The organism is Alteromonas stellipolaris (assembly GCF_001562115.1).
Taxonomy (GTDB): Bacteria; Pseudomonadota; Gammaproteobacteria; order Enterobacterales; family Alteromonadaceae; genus Alteromonas; species Alteromonas stellipolaris.
In genome coordinates, this window is sequence record NZ_CP013926.1 from 3437005 (window position 1) to 3460084 (window position 23080).

Sequence of the window (23080 nt, forward strand, 5' to 3'; positions counted from 1 at the left end):
AAAGCGTCGTTTTTGTTTATCCACTTTACCTTTTTTCGTAAACTGAAATCCCCCTTTAGGCCAAATGGTTGCTCCATGTATTACAATCGTATTGTCATAATCACCTTAATGTTTCTACTGTTTTCTATATCGAGCAATGCCATTGAGGTTGAAGAGCAGTATTTTGAGTCTGCTTTGGAGTCTATGTCACAACAAGACTCGGAAAGCGCATATATTCATTTAAAGAATGCACTTGCGGCCAATCCAAACCATGTGCCCTCGAAGATATTGATGGGGAAGATCCTTTACAAAAAAGGCTTTTTTGATGCTGCGCTACAAGAGTTACATGATGCAGAGCAACTAGGAGCAGATAAAAACCTTACCGCTGTGACAATTGCGCGAGCGTTACTTGTATTAAAAAGTTACTCACGTATTTTGAGTATTGATACTGCTAGTTTGAAGCAGGATATTGCATTTGAAGTACTTCTTATTAAAAGCAGCGCGCAGCATCAATCGCCAAAACCTAAAGAGGCTATTCAGTATTTAAACCAAGCGAATGAACTACAGCCCAATAGCTTACGCGTTATACAAACTTATGCGTCGCACTATCTCAACCTAAATGATTTCGAGAGAGCCAAATCTTATATCCAAAAGGCATCGAGCAAATATGGAGAAAACCCTCAAACACTTCATTTACGTGGCCAGTTAGCTTATCGACAAGGTGATACACAAGAAGCGGTGAGTTTCTTGGAACGCGCCCACTCTTTATCTGCGGAAAACCCTATTATTATGCGCTCGTTGGCAAGTGCCTACATGGCTATCGACAATAATGATGACGCATTAAAAATTGTACAAACAATAGTAGATCAAACCCCTGGAGACCCTTACGTTAAATTGCTTTTAGGGCAGCTTCGCGCTAAAAATAATCAAACCGAAATAGCCAAGCAAGTATTCGATGAACTTTTAGCGGCACTAACTTTATTGCCTGAAGATATTATGCAAAGCAGCCAAGAGCTGCAATTTATCAATGCATTTGCGTCGTACTTAAATGAAGATTATGAAAGCGCCGTGAAGGCATTTTCTACTTACCTTGCTAATAATGAAGACAGTGTAAAAGCGCTAGCCTTGCTAGCTGATACATATATTAAGCTAGATACGCCGAAAGATGCCCTCACGCTATTAGATAGACGGCAAACCTTGGTTACTCGCAATATACCTCTGACGGTGACCTTGTGTAATTTATTTATTGAAAACAATCGCAGTTTTAAATGTGACAGGCTTATTGAACAAGCAGAATTCATTCATGGGCCACAAGCAACGTTCAGTTATGTACGTATGAACTCGTTAATAGAGCGCAGCCGTTTTGACGATGCCTTATCGGTATTTAACGAAACCTTTAGCGAAGCACAAGACGAGAAACTAAAGCTGTTGGGCATCCAATTAAAAATGCAGACGTCTTCATATCAAGCGGCTTTGGATGACATTAAAGACCTTTATCCTACGACCGAAGATATGAATCGGCTTAAATTACTTGAAGCAAAAGTTCAGGATAGTTGGGGTAATTTAGAAGCGGCGAAAGCCATCACGCAAGAGATTGTAAAACACAATCCCAACGCACCGGGAGCTTTAATTTTACATACGGAAGTTTTGCTCAAGCTGAATGAAGTTGACGAGGCGCTAGTCATTGCTGAACAGCTATTCCAACGCAACCCCAACCTTGCACATACTCTACTCTTAGGCGAAGCGTTGGCAAAATCTAATAATATCGAGGCCGCATTGTCACTCTTACTTGCCGCCAAAAGGGATATACCGCAAAGTACCCCCATTTCAGGCTTACTGTTAGAAATTTACATCAATTCTGAACAGCATGAAAATGCACTGATAGAAGTGGGTGAACTGCTGAAGCAAAACAGACTAGATCAAACTGCATTGGTTGCAAAAGCTTCGCTTTTAACAAAAATGGGACAATATGAAAAAGCCAGGTTAGCGCTGAATATTTTATATGGCCTTTGGAGCGACAACCCTAGGCTTTTGGTTAAGCTTAGTAAATTACAGATTAACGCAAATGATCTAACTGGCGCACGTACCTCGCTAACCGACGCTAAAACTATTGCACCAGACAGCGTAACAATAGCATTAGAAGAAGCTAAACTTAACTTAATGGCTAATCAGCTTGATGGTTTGGAAAAAACAATTGACGCTATTCAGGCCAAGGCACCTAACAGTCCTGAAGTTTATCTATTAGCCGGCAATTTTTATAATGCGACAAACGATAAACAAAAGGCGTTCAGCGCATTTTCCCACGCGTTTGAACTTGACCCTCATACATCTATACACGCAGCCTCACTATTTCAAAGTGCGAGCAGTGAAAGTATGTTTATAGCCTTTGAAGAACTTATGCTTCCTTATGTTGAGAAATATCCCAACGCCTATTTCCATAAAAGACTATTAGCAGATTTCTATTTAATCCAAGGTGAACATGATAATGCAAAGACGCTATATGAATTTTTATCAAAGATAGACGCACTTTTTGACAAAGCCACCGTCTTAAATAACCTTGCTTATATAGAAACGAAAGACGATTTACCAAGGGCACTAAAATACGCAGAAGAGGCGTTATCACTTTCACCAAATACACCACAAATTTTAGATACATATGGTTGGGTTTTGGCACTTCAGGGAAATTACACCGAAGCGCTGCCTAATTTAAGAAAGGCCTATTCTTTCGATGCCGTCGACCCTAATATTATGTACCACCTAGGTTTCGTTTTGTTTAAACAAGGGAAGCATCAGCAGGCTAAAGTAGAACTTGCCAATGCACTTGCGTCAGACTTGCCTTTTGCAGAAAAAGAAGAAGCCAGAGCTTTATTCAACTCTCTTTAACGCATATATGCTTTACATCCTTTATTGCCAGCATATTGCTTCAGTCTGCTTGTTTTTCCCAGTAATAGCCCACACCAGATTCGCCAAAGGTAACGATTAGTGTTTCTTGACGTTGAGGGAGAGGAATTTGATCAGTACATCCTTCAATCATCCAATAGCCCTGTTTGGTTTTTGTTGAAATGTTCGCTAAACAAACAACGAAGGGGCCTTCGGGAGTAGCCGTGTTGAAGACTCCTCGAGAATCGAGAGATGTTATTATCCACCCCTGCTGCGCTAACTGAACGGAAGACTCAAGCTGTTGTATTTTGGCTATATCGAACGACGAGTTCTGGTTTTTTCCATAATCGCCCCAAAATGTAGTCAGTGTTTTTGGTTCGTTAATAACCAATATATCCGCGTTAGAATAAAACTGATTAGCCATGGAAGAGACATCGCTGACATACTCAACTTTGCCTGAAAGTATAGAGGGGGGGGCAGAAAGAGCGGCTTGCTCTGGGTGTATATTTGTCTCTTCACTACATGAGAAGATGACAAAGATACCAATGAGAAAACCGCCCTTCAACTTCATTAACATGTCGGCCAACGCGTTACCACCTTAGCCGCACCTTACTAATTGACTGCACAGGCTGAACGAGTACAAGCGAGAGTACAGAAGCGTAAGTCAAGTGCATTGATAACACCGTCATCGTTCATGTCACATTTCGCACCACAACTACTGCCATCAGTCGGCTTACCGAGATCTTGTCTTAGCAACAGGATGTCATTGCGGTCTACATCACCATCGTTATCCGCATCACCTTTAATTTGTTGCTGGATCAGGCTTACGGAAATGGAAATTGTATCTTGTGCAGACAAGCCACCGCCATCAGTACAGTTCATAGTGATGATATGTGTACCTTCGCGAAGACGACGAATACCAGACGCATTTATTCCAGTCCCCAATTCAGTTTGAATGGTTTCTCCGTTACCCAGATTGCCATCTAAGTTACTGCTCCATTGAATATTACTCACTGTACCCTCTTCGGTATCATGAGTAAATACGCTTAGATTGATAGGCTGCACACCTACAAACGACGCACCATTTACAGGAGAGGTTATCTGGCAAGACGGCGTTGTATTTGGCGTAGTAAAGATACCATCAGACTCATCAGTATCAGACAGAAAACCATCAGAAGCAATTACGCGTACCAGCCCCTGTGTTGTCTGACCCAGGTCAAAAAGAGATACGTTGAGCGTATTTCCTGAAAAGTCTGTCACCAATGTTTCCCACGTTGTGCCCGAATCTGGGCTGAACTGCACAGTATGTGTGAGCACGTCAGAAGGGTCATCATCACTGCTAGTCCAAACAATATCCACGTCAGGTGGGTTTAATATTTCTCCACCATTTGGGAAGGTAACTTCCACCACAGGGGCATTCTCACTTGCCGTTTGTGTTCCAACAACATCATTATTGGTTGCACGTCTGACAGTGATCGTAGAAATATCTAAAGAACTCATGATTGGCACTAACATGAGAGCTGTGCCATCGTCGGGCTGACCTGAGCCTCCACCAGTTTCACCGTCGCCTTCCAGCATCGCCGGTGTAAATAGCACTGAATCTATAATGTTACCCGATGAATCTTTAACTTCGAGGATGTAGTCCGTTCCGTCTTGGTTAGGTGGGATCACCCCTGCTGGTAGCTCAAATGGTAGCGCAGGTAAGAACTGAATCGAATAGTTATCCAAATCGATAATACCCCGAATCAACTTCCACTGAGTGAAACTCGCCACTTTTGTCGAAAAGCTTTTCACAGCAATTGGAGATGGCGCAATAAGGCTTGCCGTTGAAAAGTTCGTGTTAATGTAAGAGCGGATACCTTCGTAACTGAAATCTGAAGGCCAGCGGAAACCACTACAATAGCTCATCATCGCAAAAGTTTTATTTGGGTCGACGACTGAATTACGTTGGCTATCCCAGCCATAAACCAACTTGTTATCGCCTGAACTCATTGGACCAATAGTTGCGCGCTGTGCTCCCGATACATTGAAGATATTCGGGAAATTGGGCGCACTTACTTCCGCAAATGAACCACAAGCTCCTTTTTCATAGGTTTGGGTTCCAAAAACTTGTGTACCAACTAATGCCGCGTTTGAAGCATGGTGGCGCCCCATGGTATGAGCAATTTCGTGTCCGTGACGGTTACGGCCGTAGCTATTTCCATCTCGAATCACCCCCGCGGAAACTGCTCCAGGAATACCGTTGGCTTTTCCGCCAGTGCCACTCCCGCTTGCTGTTAGAAGACTACCGGTTTGATCAACTGCACCGTAATAAAGACGTTCACATCCGTACAGATCCCAGCAAAAGTCTAAGAAGCGCATGGACTCAAGACGGCTAAGCACATCATCTACTTTCGGATCGCCACTGGCGCCCATATCTAAGGTACCGGTAGTGCGGTCAATTTTAGATGTTGGGAAAGTGGCGAGTAAACGTTGTTCTAACTCGTTTAAGTCGGCATTACTTGGCTGGATTGTGGAACCCGATTTTTCATATTTCACTTTAACGAATTTCACTTCAAGCTCAGAGCCTTGGTTGAAGGTAACCGTAGACATACAATCATTTGCAGTTGGGCCTGCACTCTCCATACATTCAAGAGTGCCACCAACCGCCTCAAGCTCCAGTTCTACAGTACCAGAGAGCCAAGAGTCAGGCAGTTGAAAATTCAGGCTGTCGCTTAAGATGTCGCGACGAGATAACGCATCAGGTTTAGCCACAATTGAGCCACCAGAGTTGCTGGCTGTTAATGGCGAACCTGGAAGATCTACTCCACCACGGGTGCCTTTCAAGCGCGCGGTTGCTTTTACAGGGTCAGTACCGTCTTTGGGTTCAATGTAGGTTCTGACTAAGGTTTTCTTTTCCTCAATCAGCATCACTTTGTTATCCAAATCTTGAACAACTTGTGTAACTTCCATACCCACAAGTTTCAACGGTTCACCCATACAAAGTGAGCCAACGAAACCTGCAAACTCGGTAAAGCTCGTAACGACGAACACTGCTCCCCCGCCGAATACATGCGGTTCATAGTTGTTAATCGCGTCACTCTCATCAAAGAAAGGTGGATCTTCTATAGCGATCACACTGAAACGGTCAAGACTAAAATTAGCGCTTTGCGCATTGCTTATTGCGCTTGGAACAGTAGCGCCTGTATTGCGATTACCATCGGTAGATAGACAGTAGCTTTGGAAATCATCCTCCAAGGCGCCCATTGAGATAAGATGACTTGTTGCGGTGTTTATTCCGTTACCAGGCCCTGTTGACCCACTAAACTGACTCATTGACTGAACGGCAGAAATTGCAGCTTGCGCGTCCGCTTCTGAGTCAATGAGACGATATGGGAACTCTAACCGCGTCGAGCTAGCAAACTGGACGACAGCGATTGAAACACTTCCGTCACGTGGTACAACAAGAGTATCTTGGATTGCAGCAACAATACCTTGTCTCTGAATATTCCAGTCACTACTGTTAATACTGCCGGAGCCATCAACAATAAACACGAGGTCGGTTTTGGCGTTAGCAAATGTTGCCGCGCATATGGCGATCGCGATAAGCAGCGATTGGCAACACCGTTTAAATACATTCATGGTGATATCCTTATTTCTCTTTTGTCGGCACAACAGCCCCCAAATCACACGATTCCATACTGTGTGTGGGTTGCTCGCACTTTTAGAACGGCTAAGACAAAGTAGACTGCGAGAACAGTGCCTATTAAACGCTATTTATTGATGCTCTACGACGGTATTGCCGTTAGCATCGACATAAGTTATCTTCCAACTTAGCGTGGGTGGTTCGTCTGCAGCCCACTGAAGATTGACGTATCTACCTTCCTGAGAACCGGCTGATAAGTCACCGTAATTAAGTTGTGGGATTTCATCAAAGCTAGGTTCAATGATGACGTTATAGATGGGTTGGGTACCGATATTCTCGGCAAGTAAATTGAATTCCACTTGGCTACTAGACTTAGCAATCACATCGAAGCTAAGGCCAATAGAGTCGGCAGAGGCAGCTATAGTAACGCCGGACAACAACACTCCAGCAACGGTTTTAGTGACGAAATGTTTCATGATCATATTCCTTCATGAAAAAAAGTCGCGTATGCCTTATGACACACGGCGACGGCGATTGGTTGCGAAAAGTCCAGCAACCAAAGTGAGTAGTAATGCTCCTGTAGCAGGCTCAGAAACGGGGGTCGGTCCGTTAGTGACGCTGACGCTAGTGGTGTTTAATGCGGTAATATCAATCAATCCTGTATTATCTGAGTTCGAGAAACTAGATGATAAGGTGTCGATAGTGAACCCCCCAGTACCCATGTTTATCGCTTGAAATGTAATAGAGAACATTGTGAAGCTTGCTGGCTGGTTGATATCTAAAAATGTGGGCGTTTCAAATGTTGAATCTAATACGCTCACAATTCCCGGTGACACTAAAGGAGGTATAAACTCTGCAGGGCTGTTTAATGAAAAACCCAAATCCGTACTGTAGTTAAAAACACTGACGAAGTTAAACAATGCATTATTAAACAATGCATCAACAAAGTAGGCCGATAGGCTTGGTGCACCGCCAGATGCTAAATCACTAATAACAAAATCGATGGTTACATTGTCGCCAACATTCAAGATTGAAGAGCTGGGCGTTAGTGTAATGATGGCGGCATTAGCAGTTGTACTGAAACCTATTAGCAATACAAAAGAAAGTATTGTTAGACGGAGCTTAGACATGCTTTTTGAGATAGACATAGTTATTCCTTTTTTAACTAGTTATTCCGAGTTGCGCGTTAGGGCGATTGAGAGAGCAGGCGGAGGTTTAACCAAACTACAGTAGCATTCCGTTGCTAAATCCATTCAAAGGCTTGATTTATATGTGCGCAATCCGCGAATGACTATGCATTACGCAGACCAAATCGGTGAATATTTGTGCAGGCAACATAGTTAATTTGTAGAATTAGGTTTTCACAAAGGGGTTTATACGATTGAAATTAAATAGAATTTCTATCCATGTTAATGAGATTTAACTTTTGAGTTAAAAATAATTTTTAATGAATGGGCAACATAATTGGCGCTCTGAATTAGCGCTTTACTAGGTATAATCGAGGATAATTGTCAGCCTTTTTTACGTACATAGGCCAATTGCAAAAAAACTAACTAACACTCTGCTTTTAATAGGTTTATTAGCATTTAGATGCTAAGGCGACGTTAGTCTAATGTCGCAGTTCTTTACATTGGTGATCCAAAACTATCCTCTTCGGTCTTGCCTATCGTGAAGTAATGAGAGCCCCGTTTACTTACTTCCCTCCCCCTATTGCTGGTTAGTGAACTTAACCCAATAATCACCGTTTAAAACCTTGTGCGTATATTAATTTTTAGCACCGTGGTTTCGTTCTAGTAAACCTAATCTAGCGCGCAAACCTTCGCTATCATTTACACAAGGATTTAAAATGAAACATTATGCTATTAACACAGAAGTAGAGTGGGAATGGGGAAAAGGTAGCGCCACAGGCAATATTCGAAAGAAGTATACCACCGATGTGGAGCGCACAATTAAAGGCTCATCTGTGAAACGAGATGCCAGCGAAAAAGACCCTGCTTATCTTATCGAACAGGACGATGGTACTGAAGTACTAAAATCGCACAGTGAACTCAATAAAACGTCCTAACTTATTTTTAGATTATCGTGCTTAGTATGATAACCCTTTCTTTTTCTCTCATAGCGATGTAGTGAGCATACCGAAGCATTTGCTAGGCAAATATTTATACAGTGAAATTGGGCAAGAGTATTAAAAGATTAAGTACCCTGCCCCCTTAATTTACTCGTCTGTTTGCGAAGCGTAATGATTCTGCATTAACCATGCATAAGCGGAAGTAAAGGCAGGCTCTTGAAACTGCTTTAAACCTGTTTCTGCAAAAGGCACTGCAATTGGGTTTCGGCGTAAAGATTCTTTAATATCAGTTGGGCTATATACAACAACATCTAACCCTTCAATTAATTCAATAGCCGCTTCTAATTTAAAGCCAATAGCGCTGCCAGCAAATTTACCTTTGCTTTGACGCTGACGGATTATTACAGCATCAATTTTGTAGTCGGCAACAAGTTTAGCGAAAGTACTTTGAAAACTTTTTAAACCTTTAGCACTACTATCGGCTAACGTTAACCGACGCGTACGGCAGTCGGGCACATGAAACAAACCATCTATCAGCGACAACAGACATACATTCGCTTCATTACCTTTTAAATCTACACCACAGACTTTCATATCAATTCCTATTCACATTTATAAATCATTATAACGTGTTTCACTGATGATATTTACCCACACTCAATTTTCTTTGGCTACTCAATATTTGTTTTTCCCAGAAATAGTGTCGAAAAATAGCAAGAAACAGGGAGAAATAGCAGGAAATAGGATCAGCGTGCCTTTATATCAATAAAGTACACTGACCCCATTATTTATATTTTCAAAAATCACAAAAGTGTTTTGTTATTAACGCTGTTTTTCACAAACAAATTTATCGTCACACTGTGTGCACTTAAATAACAGCTCTTTTGAGCCACTTTTGTGAGGATTAACAATGCCTATTGCATTATTTGCGTTAACGTTAAGTGCGTTTGCTATTGGTACTACCGAATTTGTAATTGTGGGATTAGTACCCACGATAGCGTCAGATCTTGGCGTAACCCTACCCAGCGCGGGATTACTCGTCAGTCTTTATGCTGTTGGCGTGGCTGTTGGCGCCCCTGTATTAACCGCATTAACCGGTAAATGGAACAGAAAACATGTACTGCTAAGCCTTATGGCTTTGTTTGTTGCCGGTAATATTCTTGCCTGGCAGGCACCTAGTTACGAAAGCCTAATAGTGGCGCGTATCTTAACTGGCCTTGCCCATGGTGTGTTCTTTTCAATTGGCTCTACTATCGCCACCAGCTTGGTTGCTAAAGAGAAAGAAGCCAGTGCCATTGCCATTATGTTTACCGGCCTTACCGTAGCCTTGGTAACAGGTGTACCGCTTGGCACATGGATTGGACAAAGCTTTGGATGGAGAGCCACATTCTTAGTGGTATCTGCCCTAGGAACCATTGCGCTTATTGGCAGTGCGTTACTTGTGCCAAACAACTTAAAACAGAGTAAACCTGCTACGTTAAGCGAACAAATGAAAGTGTTGGTTCAGCCCCGTTTAGTATTGGTATACCTAATGACCATTCTAGGTTACGGCGGCACCTTTACCGCGTTTACTTACCTTGCGCCTATTTTGCAACAAGAATCAGGGTTTGCTCCTTCTGCGATCAGCTTGATTATGCTGGTTTACGGTGTCTCGGTTGCCGTTGGAAACATATATGGCGGTAAATTAGCTGATAAAAAAGGCCCTATTCGCGCGCTCACTATTATCTTCAGCGCACTGGCCATTATTTTATTCGCCCTAACCTTCACCATGGGTCACAAAATTGCGGCAGTAATTACTATTCTAGTGTGGGGGGCGTTTGCATTTGGAAACGTACCTGGCCTTCAAGTATATGTTGTGCAGCTTGCTGAAAAATTCACACCAAATGCGGTAGATGTTGCTTCAGGGCTAAACATTGCAGCATTCAACATTGGTATTGCGTTAGGTTCAATTGTTGGCGGTGCCATTGTTGAGGGCATGCAACTGTCTGACACAGCTTGGATAGGCGCTGCTATTTCTGTGTCTGCGTTAGTGGTAACAAGGTACAGCGGTTACTTAGATAAACGTGATGCTTCCGCTACGATAAATGCGTAAGGGCGCCATTATGACTACCAACACGTTTGATAAACTAGCAGCGCACAACTTTTCAGTAGGCGTAGAACTTCCACTAGATAACGACTGGGCATATTTTGATGCTACAAAAGGTACGCCGTTTGGCGTACCTGATTTAACTCAACATCACAGTCGTATCCAATTGGCAGACAAATTAGGTTTTAAGGTAGCTTGGGTGCGCGATGTGCCTATATATGACCCAAACTTTGGCGATGCCGCACAAGTTTTTGAAACCTTCACTTACCTTGGCTATCTCGCAGGTATTACTGACAATATTTTACTGGGTACAGCGGCCGTCGTACTGCCCTTACGCCAACCCTGGTTAGTAAAGAAAGCCGCGGCGAGCGTACAGAAGCTTAGTGGTAACCGGCTTATTCTTGGCGTGGCAAGTGGCGACCGCCCCGTTGAATATCCGCTCTTTGGTGTCGACTTTAACACCCGGGGTGAGCAATTTAGGCAGTCGCTCGACATTGTAAAACACGGCAATGCGCAATTAACCAATGGTATGGCAGTACTTCCTAAATCGCAGCCTGAGTCATTGCCTGAATTATTCGATACGCCGCTTTACGTTGCTGGGCTTGCACAGCAAAGCCCGCAGTGGGTTGGGGAAAACATGGACGGTTGGCTCGCCTACCCAGGTACTCCAAACGATCATATAAAACGCGTAGCCTTATGGCGGGAAGTTGCAGGCAATAAACCTTACGTTAGCTTTATCCACCTTAACTTGGTTGAAGACGACGAAGCACCGATAAAACGCCACCGATTCGGGGTTGAAACTGGCGTAAACGGGCTTATCAAAGAACTTAAGGCAATGAAAAGCGCGGGCGTTAACCATATTGGCCTTCACTTCAGGCGAAATACTCGACCGGTTGAAGACGCAATGCAGCGAATTGCTGAGCACGTGCTACCGCATTTTCATTGGTAACGGAAATTAACAAGGAGACATCATGCCTAACGTAAATCAGTCGCAGACTAAAATTCCTTCTCTGGGAGTAGGCACATTTCGTTTAAAAGACGAAGAAGCGTATAACAGCGTGACGATGGCGCTAGAAGTAGGTTTCCGCCACATTGATACCGCACAAATTTATGGCAATGAAGAAGCCGTGGGCCGAGCTATTAAAGACAGTGCCGTAGCACGTGAAGATTTATACGTTACCACCAAAGTGTGGAACGATAAGCTAAACAAAGCGAGCTTTATTGACAGTGTAAAAGAAAGCTTGGCGAAACTTCAGCTAGATTACGTAGACCTACTGCTTATTCACTGGCCGTCACCAGAAAACGGTGAAAGCATGGAAGAATACTTAGGTGAGCTACTAAAAGTAAAAGAGTTAGGCCTTACCAATGAAATCGGTGTTTCTAACTTTACAGTGGCTCAAGTTGAACAAGCCGTAGGTATTTTAGGTGAAGGTGTTATTGCCACTAACCAAGTTGAAGTTCATCCTTATCTGACCAATGATAAAGTGCGCGCTGTGTGTGACAAGCATGGCATTGTTGTTACCGGCTACATGCCATTTGCTGTAGGCAAAGTGTTAAAAGACGACACCATTGTTGCCATTGCAGAGAAACATGGGGTGAGCGCAGCTGAAGTGGTAGTCGCTTGGGAGCTTGCCAACGGTCTTGTCACTATTCCATCGTCTACCAAGCGTAAGAATTTAGAAACCAATTTCAAAGCACTTAACTTAACACTTGATGCACAAGACATTGCAAAAATTGACGCACTAGACTGCGGCGACCGTCAAGCTACTCCTGATTTTGCCCCTGAGTGGGATTAGAAGGCGTTATGCAAGCGAAGGTTTAGTGGTAAAAACACCCCAAGTTTTTGCTTTTGAAAACCTTAACGACGCGCTTCGTTATTCTAAAGAAGCTAAACAAAAAGCAGTGGTGACTGTTACCTAAATAAATGGGAGGCAGAGTATTTTTCTAAGGAAATAGATAAAATGTACTCTGCCCCTTTATTCGAGAAATATTTACAGCTTTATTCGGTAAAATAGTCATCCTCTCTAGCCGTTACATATATTACGGCGCAAAAAACGCACTCTCTTTTCTGGGTAAAACCAAGCTACAAGCCCTATTTTGTCTGCATTTTAGAAAATATCTTAACGATATTTTCGAAGTAGGCCTACGGTTTGCAACTTACAACTTAAGTATTAATCACATTAACTCACAAACTGAAGGGATACATTATGTTACGTTGGGCTTTAATATTTTTAGTAGTTGCATTAGTTGCAGCAGTATTAGGATTTGGTGGAATTGCTGGTTCTGCAGCGGGTATCGCCAAAATTATATTTGGTATTTTTGTCATTCTACTGATCATTTCAATTGTGATGAACATGGTCAGGGGCAAAAGGTAGCCAACCACCAATGTAAAAATTGGTTTTAGGGCTTGTAGTAAGTCTGAATTAAACAGCTATTAGTCATTTGATTAATGGCTGTTTTTTTTAGCTTTTTGCTTCATCAATGAAATTAATGGAGAACGTTATGAGTAATAAACAACTAATTACGAACGTAGGTATCGGACTTGCCGCTGCATCCGCAGGCATTCTAGCAAGAAAAACGTTACAAAAGTCGTGGGAGAAGGTGACCAATGAACCAGCTCCAAAAGACAAAGGAAGTGAAGATACAGACCTTAAAGAGGCCGTCACTTGGGCAGTAGTGTCCGGCATTGGCGCCGGTATTGCTAGAATGGCGGTGCAATATGCGCTGGATAAACGTAAATCTAAATAGCGTTTACGAATTGATATCTCTTATGAACATCTGCATTTATAAGAGGTATCAAATCGCTGGCTGAGTACGTAAAACCTGGCTGAGTACGTAAAACTAAATACATTGGGCTGAGTACATTAGACTAAGTATATTAGGCTGAGTATATTAGGCTGAGAAGATTGGCGTAAGCATAACGGGCTAAGCCCAACAGTTTCTTTGCCGCTCTCATCTTTCTATTGATACACGAGTAGAAATAACACTCTGCGTTTCTCTTCACTACTTTCATTACACTATTCACGCTTAACTATTCACCATTCACTATTTCCCACTTAGTTATTTACGCTGGACTTTGTTTATCTCCCTTCTGGTATAAAAAAACGCAATAATAGCGCTTAAAATAACGACGGTAACAATGGTGTAGAACATAGACACCATGGGATAGCCCCACACTACAATCAGTACATAGTTTATTGAAGCGGGCACAACCAGTTGACGAGCAATGCCTAAATACATAGGAAACATGGGCTTTTGCATTGCCTGCAATATAGCCACACTTTGAAATAAAACCACGTAAGCGTAAAAAGCTAATGTATCAATTCTAAGGTAGGTTACACCTGTATTTTTAATTGCACTGTCGCTGGTAAAAAGGCTCATTGCCAATGGCGATAAAAAATACATCACGGGAATAGACACTACCGCCATAAAGAAGCCGATTAACAACCCTTTGCGATACGTTTCACTAACGCGGTCGTAACGGTTAACGCCCATATTTTGACCCGCTATCGCCATTACCGCACTATTTAACCCTAAAGCTGGAAGCAACAACACTTGCTCTAGGCGCAGCCCAACGGTATACCCTGCTACATGTTCACTACCAAATTGACCAATAAGCGCAACGGTAATAAATCCACCTAATATGATGGTGAGCATATTAAAGCTAGCGGGCAGTACTTGTTTAAGTAACGCCTGCCAGCGTTCTTTATCAAAGGCTGGCATAACCGATATGTTTAATCGCTTCATCAGCACACGGAACAAGTAAAACGCAGTGGCAAACTTGATTACTACAGTGGCCAGCGCTATACCGCTTACCCCTAAATCGAGAAAGAAAGTAAAGAATGGGTTGAGCCCAAAATTCGCGAAAAAACCAATCATGAGCGCGTTTCGGTTAGATTTTGTATCGCCTAGCGCCATTAGTGCACCCGCAGCACCGAAAGATAAAATGAAACCTACCGACCCTGCCAGCGTTACCCATAAGTACTCCATTGCAAGGGGTTCTATGTGAGATTCTGCGCCAAGCAACACAACAAGAGGCTGTGCAGCAAAGTAACCTATCACACAAGACAATGCGCTAAAGGCGATGGCCAGGCCACTAACATTATCTAGCCATCCTTTTACTTCATGGGTCTCCCCTCTTCCGGCGCCCGGTGCGATCATTGCCGATGCCCCAGTTTGAATGCCAATACCAATAGATAGCAATAAGAAGAAAACGCTAGATGCGATAGATAAACCGGCAAGTGCATTATCTGACAGATAGCCAGCAAACCAAATATCAGTCAGGTTATACAATGTATTAAAAATCATGCCCGTTGATGCAGGGATAGCAAGCCGCACCATGTGGGCGATAATAGAGCCTTCCGTTAACGATGGTTCAGATTTGGTTACTTCTTGCATCACGCTTCCTCGGCTACAACGAATACCCGCAACAACATACCGATTTTTAAGCCCACTGGAAAAGTTTTCTTGTGAGAAAGCGGTTAAGAGTGGAGTCAGGATAGTTTTAAAGGGTAATGCACTCTACCCTTTTACTTCAAAGCTAGTTTACTGCACTGGTTTTCCCTATACTTTCGCAAACTGTTGAAAAAAGGAACAAGGAATGTATCGATTTGGAATTGTGGGCGCCGGTATGATTGCAGATTTTCATGCTCAGGCCATTAAAGCTATACCCAACGCACAGCTAACAGGAATTTATTCACGTTCAGTTGATAAAGCGAATACGTTCGCTCAAAAACACAATTGCACACCTTTTGACGATTACACTTCTTTTATAAACTCTCCCGATATTGATGTGATTACTATCTGCACGCCCTCAGGTTTTCACTTAGAGCCTATAGCCGCTGCGGCAAAGGCCGGTAAACACATTATTTGCGAAAAGCCCCTTGAAGTTACCACTCAACGAGTGGATGAAATGATAACCGTATGCGCTGAAAACAATGTGATGTTGGCGGGCATTTTCCCCCGACGTTTCAATGCATCATCGCAACTACTAAAAGCGGCTTTAGACCAAGGGCGCTTTGGCAAGATTGCCATGGCCGATGCTTATATTAAATGGTGGCGTACTCAAGAATATTATGAAAGCGGCGCTTGGCGTGGAACTTGGAAGCTAGACGGCGGAGGCGCCTTGATGAACCAATCAATCCATACCATCGATTTATTGCTTTATGTGATGGGCGACGTTAAATCCGTAAGGGCAGAAACGAGACTAGTTGCTCATAAGGGAATAGAAGTAGAAGATGTTGGCATAGCAATGGTGGAGTTTGAAAGTGGCGCATTGGGTGTAATTCAGGGCTCAACAGCGTGCTGGTCTAAAAACGGACACCCCGCAGAAATACAAATTACAGGCTCTCAGGGTTCTGTTTTCATGAGCGATGATAAATTCCGACTATGGGAATTTGCTAATGAAAGTGAGCATGACAATGAAATAAGGCAGCAATATGGCCTTGATGAGAGTGAAGCCGGAGCAGGAGCTGCCGACCCTTCAGCCATTGATTTTGTTTGGCACCAAAGAAATTTCGAAGATGTGTTGAAGGCACTTGAGAATGCCACTACCCCATTGGTTGACGGTTTCGAAGGTCGCCGCTCTATTGCATTGCTTAACGCCATCTATCGCTCAGCGGCAAAAGGTGGTGAAAAAGAATTCGTTTAAACCTCCTATATATAGGAATGGGCTCAGAGTACTTTTATATAAATTAAGTACTCTGACCTTACAATGCTGCCCTCTTCAATTCCAAACGGAGACTGATTGACGAAGTAATTGCAGGAACGTACTCTGACGTATCAACACGTAATGGAATACTTAGATGAAAACAACCAAGATAATTACCTCTCTCGCGCTCTCTATTTGCGTAGCTTCATTGTTGGGCTGCACAAAACCTGAAACTTCGCAGCTAAATATCCCTTCAACAAAAGACTCTACGGAAGCCGAGCTTTTACTAGTCGGCCTTGCAGAACGAATTCGTATTGAAGGGCAAGAGGTTGATTTTCAGTCTTTAGCGCAGCGGCAAGCCCTTTATAATGTGCCAGGGGTTTCTGTCGCTTATATGAAAAATGGGCAGCTAGCTTGGACGTTAGAACATGGCGTTAAAGATGTAGCCTCTGGATTAGTTGTTGATGAAGATACAGTATTTCAGGCCGGTAGCATTTCTAAACCCGCCTTTGCCACGGTACTGATGAAATATCGCCAAGATAACCCGCTAGATTTAGATACAGACGTAAACAACTTACTCACCAGCTGGCAACTCCCAGAACATGAATGGACTGGACAAGAGGTGGTTTCATTACGTAGGTTGTTGAGTCATACCGCTGGCACTACAGTGCATGGTTTCCCTGGTTACGCGGCCGGTGAACCGGTGCCTACTTTGCAGCAAGTGTTAGATGGTGTGGAGCCTGCTAATACCAGCGCGGTAGTGGTTGACCTTCGACCCGGCACGCAAATGCGCTATTCAGGTGGTGGTACTACGCTCGCTCAACTTACCTTACAAGACATAGCCAACGAATCCTTGCCGACAATGGCACAACGGCTTTTGTTTAAGCCGTTAGGTATGTCGCGCTCTGGTTTCGAACAGCCCATATCGCCTAAGTTATCGAACAATATGGCTACGCCCTACAATGATGACGGTAGCCCAGTAGAAGGTGGCGCTCATACTTATGCGACGCTTGCAGCTGCGGGCATGTGGAGTACACCATCAGATATGTTGAAAATGGCAAGCGGCGTACGTAGCGCATATTTAGGGTTAGAAACTGATTGGATAACGAAGGCTACTGCACAAGAAATATTAACCAATAATACGCCAAGCAATAAAGCGCCCAATGTAGGAATAGGCTTTTTTATCAATATGGATGAAGACGGTGAAATTGTCGGCTTTGGGCATGGCGGCGCAGATAAAGGTTTTATGTCGCAGTTATATATTGAGTTAGGTACCGGCAACGGCTACGCCATCATGACTAACAGCGATAACGGTAGCCAGTTAATTAGCGAATTAGAAGTTCGCCTAAAAGAAGCGCTGGATGTGGGGTACTCGCAAGCTGAAGTTAAACCTTTAGTGCCAATCAGCCAAACACAGCTGAGTAAGTATATAGGTATTTACGTGGTAACAGACCCTGTTGATGTTGAAATGGTATTGCAGGAAGCAAAAAACGGCTTCGTGCTTAATGCTTTACCGTACATTGAAAATGAAAGGTATTTTCATGAGGGTGATGGCCGCTTTTTTGCCAAGAACGGAAGTAGTATCAGCTTTGAGATTGACGACAACGGAATCGTTAAGACGATTGTGATGGATGGTGACATACGGGGTGAGAAGAAAGAGTAAGAAAAATGGGGCAGAGTACTTTCTAGAGATAATGTGTACTAGCTCAGACCTGATCTGACAGTTACCCAGTTTTTCTGGTGCCAGCGTCAGATTAGATTTGAGCTAAATTCTTCTCAGCCCAAATCTGTTTCCTACCTTTTGGTTTGTTTAATAAAGATTCGACACCTTTATCAAACTGGGTAACTCTCATCTTTTCAAGTCGATGTGTCAGATCTGGTCGGAACTAATTCAGATAATGTACTCTGCCCCTTTTATTCATCATGTTCATCTGCCTATCTTTAACTCTCTATTGAGTAATTTGAGATAGGCAGTTACACCAAATTAGTTCACTCTCGGCAGGTTTCATGCCGTCGTCGTTATTAGGCCATCATGTAATGGTTTTACTGTTATTGCGCTTCAGTCAAAAAGACAGTTTGCAACATTTAGTCGCAGGTATTTATCCAAGACTTTGGCACTTCTATTTCATTACCTATGTAACGGGTTTCTCCATCATAATAAAGGCTTCCATTAGACATAGATACTATCTTCATAAAGGCGTTACTTGACCCAGTATAGGTAAGCCTGCCTCGTACTGTGTTTCTTTCACCAGAATTAAACAGTCCCTTTCCGACAAAGTTCACTTGCGCGCAATCCCCCGCTTTCAAACCAAGGCTAGGATCCATCAAATTAATTATTTGATCAAATTCATTTTGTGTTTCATAACGAAAAACGCGAGAGTTGACCTCGTCTTCATCATTGCTATCAAACCAAACCCATTTCAATTCGTTGTCGTTTATTCTTGATATTATAAGCTTCCCACCATCAGTGCATTTTCCTACGCCTCTGGTAATACTCTCTCTAAAAACCATTTTATTTGTCGATTTTGAAATTAACGTTAAAGGCCCTCCGCAAGCTAATGATGGGTAATCGATGCGATAATCACCCTCATTCAAAACTACCTTAATTGTCCATTTAGATCCGCTGCTCTGATACCCTACGCCTGCCCAAGAACCTAAAAAAGAAAACTCCACAGAAGCATTCTCCTTAATGGTATTTTTGTTTACTTGCTTTTTATTCGACGCATCAAATATCAAAAAATAATATGCCACCCCAATAATTAGTAGGGCAAGTGTAACGACAGTGAGGTTTCGAATTGTATTGTTGGGCATTTGGGCTTTTAAATCTTGTTCGGTTTCGCTTGCCAACAACTCTTGCTTAAGTTTCTGAAATTCGCATTCAGACAATGCGCCGCTTTCTTTTAGCTTTACAAGTTCCTTTATTTGTTCGACTTTTCCATTCATTTACTTTTCTCTAATTTAAATATTGCGATATCGGCGTGAATCATAAAACTATAGGTTTACATAATAAGCAAGACCGTCATCTTTAGAAATGGAAAAATGACATGCGTGACGACTCTGCTCTAGGTTATTGATGCAGATAACTTTACCTGTTTTGAGATTGTCTTTAAAAGTAGATGTGTGCGTAAGTCTGATTTTTACTTAACGGTATTTATCCTTTTACTCGCGTGAGGTAACAATAAATCTACCAATTCAGGCGCAACGCTACCCCAGTAACTGCCTAGCAACCTGTCTCCCCTGAATCCGTTGCTGATGTTGATTATTAAGAATAAGGGGTCAGAGTACTTTTATTTTGTATAAATGCCTACCGACCCAACTTTTCATCACTGTCTTTTAGATTAGTTTTAACTGGTACAGGGTTGTAGCTAAAGCTGAATTTATCCATCGTGATAAATAACAATCCAATATGGCAGATTTAGAGATGGCCAGGAAAAGACGACTAGCACCAGCAGGCTTTGCACAACACGTTATTCAAAGAGGTAATAACCGGTCCATTTGTTTTGTCTGTGAAAGTGACTACATTGCTTACATCCACTGGTTGAAGAAATTTTCCCTACAATTTGATGTTAGCATTCATGCATGGGTGCTAATGACTAATCATACCCACCTCCTTTGTACCCCTAAATATGATAACCGCGGTGTGAGCGCTATGATGCAGCCTTTAGGGCGCATGTATGTTAGGTACTTTAACCAAAAATACAAGCGGACTGGAACCCTGTGGGAAGGTGGATTTACCTCTAGCTTGGTAGATTCAGAAGAATATCTGCTTACCGTATACAGATACATTGAACTCAACCCTGTAAGGGCGAAAATGGTGTTAGACCCAGCGGAATATAAATGGTCTAGCTACACAATAAACGCGTTAGGGGTAAAATCGACACTATGCTGCGCCCACAGAGTATATTTATCTTTAGGGAAAACTGAAACTGAGCGCATGAAAGCCTACCGTACACTTTTCGAGACTGAAATCTCCCAAACACTTATTGGCAATATTCAATACTGCTCAAAAAAAGAGTTAGTATTAGGTAACAATAAATTTAAACAACAAATTGAAAACCTAACCGGTATCGCCCTAAAAAACGAAAAATTAGGGCGCCCACCAAAAAGTGAGGACTGAGAATTTTGAAGGATAATGTACTCTGACCCCTTTATTTAGATAAACCAGTTTTTAACTTAACAGTCCCAAAGGCTCTTGCTGGTTTTAAATTGGCAGAGTTAGCAGTAGATGCATCACCTGAAGGCACATTAAATCCAGAATACTTTCAATATAGGTTATTGAATTTGCATGAACTATTAAAAGTTAGCTTTATGAGGATAGCACCTGGATTTAAAAAATTATAAACGGCCTAAAACAAATTTACATACGATTAGTTTGAAGCAATTTAGCAGCTTTAATATTAAAGCTTAATTACAGTATATGCTTCAGGATTTATCAGGCAAGTTCGCATCGCTAATTAAGCCCTTTTCTCCATTTTTTTCCGTTTTATCAAACCTTTTTACTAAGAAATAATCATCTTCTTTCAAAGAAGTTGCAAGATCATTATCAACCACTATTATTTGATAATTATCCTTAAGCGTTAATTCACTCAGATCAACCATAGCTTTATAAATTTGTTCATATATTGCAGGGTCAGACAAACTACTATCATCTCCCTCTCGTGCATATTTTCCTATATTTTGTCCTGGAGTATCTAAAAGTAATGTCGTTGGCAAGTAACCTCCATTTTCTATAAGGTATTTTAACCTCGAAATATACAAATAGACTGACATTAATGTCCTCACACCACCCGAGGAGTTTTTAGAATATGAACGTTTTCTAAAGTTCGGCATAAACTTTTTATCGATAGATGAGCCATAGATCCTTGTCAGTTTAGAATCGTTCATTAAGCGATTAAAATGCGTAGATAGTTTATTTATAATATCATCAGTGGATATTAGTTGAGATTCAACTTTTTCCAAATCGCCTTTCAATTTTTTAATATGCAATTCTTTACTTTCAATTCGAGAATACATTTCATTCAGTTTCTTCAGCAACTTGGAGTTTTTTTCTAACTCTACTAATTTGCTAGTTAATGAGCGCCTCAGAGCTTCAGCTCTTGAAATCATCTCTATAATTGGAGATAAGGCTTCTAAATTATTAAGTTCAAAATCACTTCTTATTTGCTTTAAAGTTGTTTTTCTTTCTATTAAGTCTTGATCTAAGAGAGTGATGTCACTTTTAACCTTATCAATTGCTTTTGTACAACCAGATAATCTATTTCTTAAGGAGCGCTGTTCATGCTCTAATTCTTCATTAGTTAAAACATCATCATTTAGTTGAATGGTTCCATTACAAGTAGGACAACTTACATCTTTTTTGAGTAGCTCATCAGTACTTAAGTTATTCCTCATTATAATTGATTCTTTAATACAACTTAAGTCTTTTTCATATGAAGCCTTTAAACGCTTATAATCAGTTAACTTAACTTTTAAGGAATCTTTTTTGGCTTCTAGTGTTTGAATATTTTCATCTAAAAGCTTTATTTCTGAACTAAATTCACTTGATGTAGATGATGCGAGGTTACTATCATTTTTTAATAAATTAATTTCCTCGTCAATTCCTTCTAACTCTTCACGTAAGCTAGAGACTTCTTCATCATAATTAACTTTTGAACCTGTAGCCTGTAAAAAAGTATCAACTGATTTTGCTTGGTTACTCAGTGATTTAAACTCTACAGACTCCTCTTTAATCTCTTGATTTAATTTAGATACCTGATCATCATGGACCCCATATATAAATTTTTGTACTTCAACATTTCTGTTAAACTTAAAACCATTAGCTAAATCCATTAAATTATCACTTGCAACACGCTTCTGCTTTAAATGGATTAACTTCATCAAATCACGAAAGCTCAAGCGGCTACTATCAGAATCGTCGCGAGTTTTTGATTGTTTAAGTCTAACCTTTGGGATTTCTAAATAATCTAATAATAGATTTGAAATCCAACCATCAGGCTCAGTACCTTCAGGTGAAGCTGAACACAACATAGGATAATGGTCATTGACACTTTCATAATTGCAATCATAAACTTTAATAAGGTTTACTTTTTCGCCCAATACTCGGCATAGAGTAACGACTTTACTATTTAACAACACCTCTAAGCATACTGTTCTTCCATAAGTCGTAATTTCATCATTATCTAGATCTCCAAACTTTCCTCCTAAAGCAAAATTAATAAGATTCAAGATGCTAGATTTACCTGAATCAAGATCTCCCCATATTAGGTTTAATCCTGTTTCAAATCGGCAACAATATTCACGATCAATACCTACAATTATTAATCTTTTAAATTCCATTTTTACTTTGTTCATGAATTCTCCGATACAACCTTAATCAGCTTAGCTTCAGTTAACGAGGCTAGTTTTTTAAATATTGGTAAATTATTATTCAGATATTCTGACGAGGTACTTATATTAGTTAACTCTTTAATTTCAATAAAACCATCTTGACTTAAGCCAACTTTGTTCAATTCTTTTAGAAAAACAAAGGGAATGAGTGCTTCACTTCTATCCCTTATATCTGAAAATTGATATCCTTTTTCATATAAATCCTGCTGATACCCTTCAACATTTCCTAAGTTCAATACATTAGATATTCTTTTTAATAAAAAAGGGTTATTAATAATAAAATACAATATTTCTAGCTTTTCAACCGATAATACTTTCTTTCCTGTCCTATTTTTAGATAAATTAACTATTAAGAAAGTAACTAAAAATATTCGGTAATATCTTTCATTTCTATAATCAAACAAG

19 protein-coding genes are annotated in these 23080 nt (G+C 41.3%); 10 read left to right on the plus strand and 9 right to left on the minus strand.

Translation table 11 applies throughout. The annotated features are described in order from the left end of the window. The first annotated feature begins 75 nt into the window (after positions 1–75). A complete protein-coding gene (locus AVL57_RS14745; protein ID WP_057790091.1) occupies positions 76–2862 on the plus strand; it encodes a tetratricopeptide repeat protein in 2787 nt (928 codons plus the stop codon). Between the two features lie 40 nt (positions 2863–2902). On the opposite strand, the gene AVL57_RS14750 is transcribed toward AVL57_RS14745, so the two are convergent. From AVL57_RS14750 to AVL57_RS14765, 4 genes are all read right to left on the minus strand, one after another. After that, entirely contained in the window at positions 2903–3445 is a 543-nt protein-coding gene (locus AVL57_RS14750; RefSeq protein ID WP_061093593.1) for a hypothetical protein, read from the minus strand. A 26-nt stretch (positions 3446–3471) separates the two neighbouring features. After that, positions 3472–6480 (minus strand): VWA domain-containing protein, encoded by a 3009-nt coding sequence (locus tag AVL57_RS14755; protein ID WP_057790088.1) that lies wholly within the window; start codon positions 6478–6480, stop codon positions 3472–3474. Positions 6481–6615: 135 nt separating this feature from the next. Further along, positions 6616–6960, minus strand: a complete 345-nt coding sequence (locus AVL57_RS14760; RefSeq protein WP_057790086.1) for a hypothetical protein — start codon at positions 6958–6960, stop codon at positions 6616–6618. Positions 6961–6996: 36 nt separating this feature from the next. Next, a complete protein-coding gene (locus AVL57_RS14765) occupies positions 6997–7632 on the minus strand; it encodes a PEP-CTERM sorting domain-containing protein (RefSeq protein ID WP_057790085.1) in 636 nt (211 codons plus the stop codon). A 698-nt stretch (positions 7633–8330) separates the two neighbouring features. On the opposite strand from AVL57_RS14765, the gene AVL57_RS14770 reads away from it, so the two are divergent. Further along, positions 8331–8549: a hypervirulence associated TUDOR domain-containing protein gene (locus AVL57_RS14770; protein ID WP_057790083.1), complete on the plus strand. Its 219-nt coding sequence runs from the start codon at positions 8331–8333 to the stop codon at positions 8547–8549. A 150-nt stretch (positions 8550–8699) separates the two neighbouring features. Here AVL57_RS14770 and AVL57_RS14775 read toward each other — a convergent pair whose 3' ends face one another. Next, complete coding sequence (locus AVL57_RS14775) at positions 8700–9146, minus strand: DUF3010 family protein (protein ID WP_057790081.1); 447 nt, start codon at positions 9144–9146, stop codon at positions 8700–8702. Positions 9147–9462: 316 nt separating this feature from the next. On the opposite strand from AVL57_RS14775, the gene AVL57_RS14780 reads away from it, so the two are divergent. The 5 genes from AVL57_RS14780 (at position 9463) to AVL57_RS14795 (ending at position 13386) form a co-directional block, all read left to right on the plus strand. Then, positions 9463–10644 carry an MFS transporter gene (locus AVL57_RS14780; protein WP_057790079.1) on the plus strand — a complete coding sequence of 394 codons (1182 nt, stop codon included), beginning with the start codon at positions 9463–9465 and terminating at the stop codon, positions 10642–10644. Positions 10645–10654: 10 nt separating this feature from the next. Beyond that, a complete protein-coding gene (locus tag AVL57_RS14785; protein WP_057795978.1) occupies positions 10655–11587 on the plus strand; it encodes a TIGR03571 family LLM class oxidoreductase in 933 nt (310 codons plus the stop codon). A gap of 22 nt (positions 11588–11609) precedes the next feature. Then, positions 11610–12434: a 2,5-didehydrogluconate reductase DkgB gene (gene dkgB, locus AVL57_RS14790; RefSeq protein ID WP_057790077.1), complete on the plus strand. Its 825-nt coding sequence runs from the start codon at positions 11610–11612 to the stop codon at positions 12432–12434. A 411-nt stretch (positions 12435–12845) separates the two neighbouring features. After that, positions 12846–13013 (plus strand): DUF1328 domain-containing protein, encoded by a 168-nt coding sequence (locus AVL57_RS21060; protein ID WP_082604849.1) that lies wholly within the window; start codon positions 12846–12848, stop codon positions 13011–13013. A 127-nt stretch (positions 13014–13140) separates the two neighbouring features. Then, positions 13141–13386 carry a DUF4235 domain-containing protein gene (locus tag AVL57_RS14795; protein ID WP_057790075.1) on the plus strand — a complete coding sequence of 82 codons (246 nt, stop codon included), beginning with the start codon at positions 13141–13143 and terminating at the stop codon, positions 13384–13386. A gap of 312 nt (positions 13387–13698) precedes the next feature. Here the strand turns inward: AVL57_RS14795 and AVL57_RS14800 are convergent, their stop codons facing one another. Then, positions 13699–15036 carry an MATE family efflux transporter gene (locus tag AVL57_RS14800; RefSeq protein ID WP_057790073.1) on the minus strand — a complete coding sequence of 446 codons (1338 nt, stop codon included), beginning with the start codon at positions 15034–15036 and terminating at the stop codon, positions 13699–13701. A 202-nt stretch (positions 15037–15238) separates the two neighbouring features. Between AVL57_RS14800 and AVL57_RS14805 the strand changes: the two genes are divergently transcribed. Continuing rightward, positions 15239–16288, plus strand: coding sequence for a Gfo/Idh/MocA family protein (locus AVL57_RS14805; protein WP_057790071.1), 1050 nt, complete (start codon positions 15239–15241; stop codon positions 16286–16288). Positions 16289–16442: 154 nt separating this feature from the next. After that, positions 16443–17951: a serine hydrolase domain-containing protein gene (locus AVL57_RS14810; protein ID WP_057790069.1), complete on the plus strand. Its 1509-nt coding sequence runs from the start codon at positions 16443–16445 to the stop codon at positions 17949–17951. Between the two features lie 422 nt (positions 17952–18373). On the opposite strand, the gene AVL57_RS14815 is transcribed toward AVL57_RS14810, so the two are convergent. After that, positions 18374–19231, minus strand: a complete 858-nt coding sequence (locus AVL57_RS14815; RefSeq protein WP_057790059.1) for an SHOCT domain-containing protein — start codon at positions 19229–19231, stop codon at positions 18374–18376. A gap of 478 nt (positions 19232–19709) precedes the next feature. On the opposite strand from AVL57_RS14815, the gene AVL57_RS14820 reads away from it, so the two are divergent. Further along, entirely contained in the window at positions 19710–20405 is a 696-nt protein-coding gene (locus tag AVL57_RS14820) for a transposase (protein WP_057795976.1), read from the plus strand. Positions 20406–20710: 305 nt separating this feature from the next. Here the strand turns inward: AVL57_RS14820 and AVL57_RS14825 are convergent, their stop codons facing one another. Both AVL57_RS14825 and AVL57_RS14830 read right to left on the minus strand, forming a co-directional pair. Continuing rightward, the gene (locus AVL57_RS14825; protein WP_057790058.1) at positions 20711–22639 is read right to left on the minus strand and encodes an ATP-binding protein; all 1929 of its coding nucleotides are present in this window, start codon (positions 22637–22639) and stop codon (positions 20711–20713) included. Next, entirely contained in the window at positions 22636–23079 is a 444-nt protein-coding gene (locus tag AVL57_RS14830; protein WP_057790056.1) for a hypothetical protein, read from the minus strand. Before AVL57_RS14830 ends, AVL57_RS14825 begins: the two co-directional genes overlap by 4 nt. Between the last annotated feature and the right edge of the window lies 1 nt (position 23080).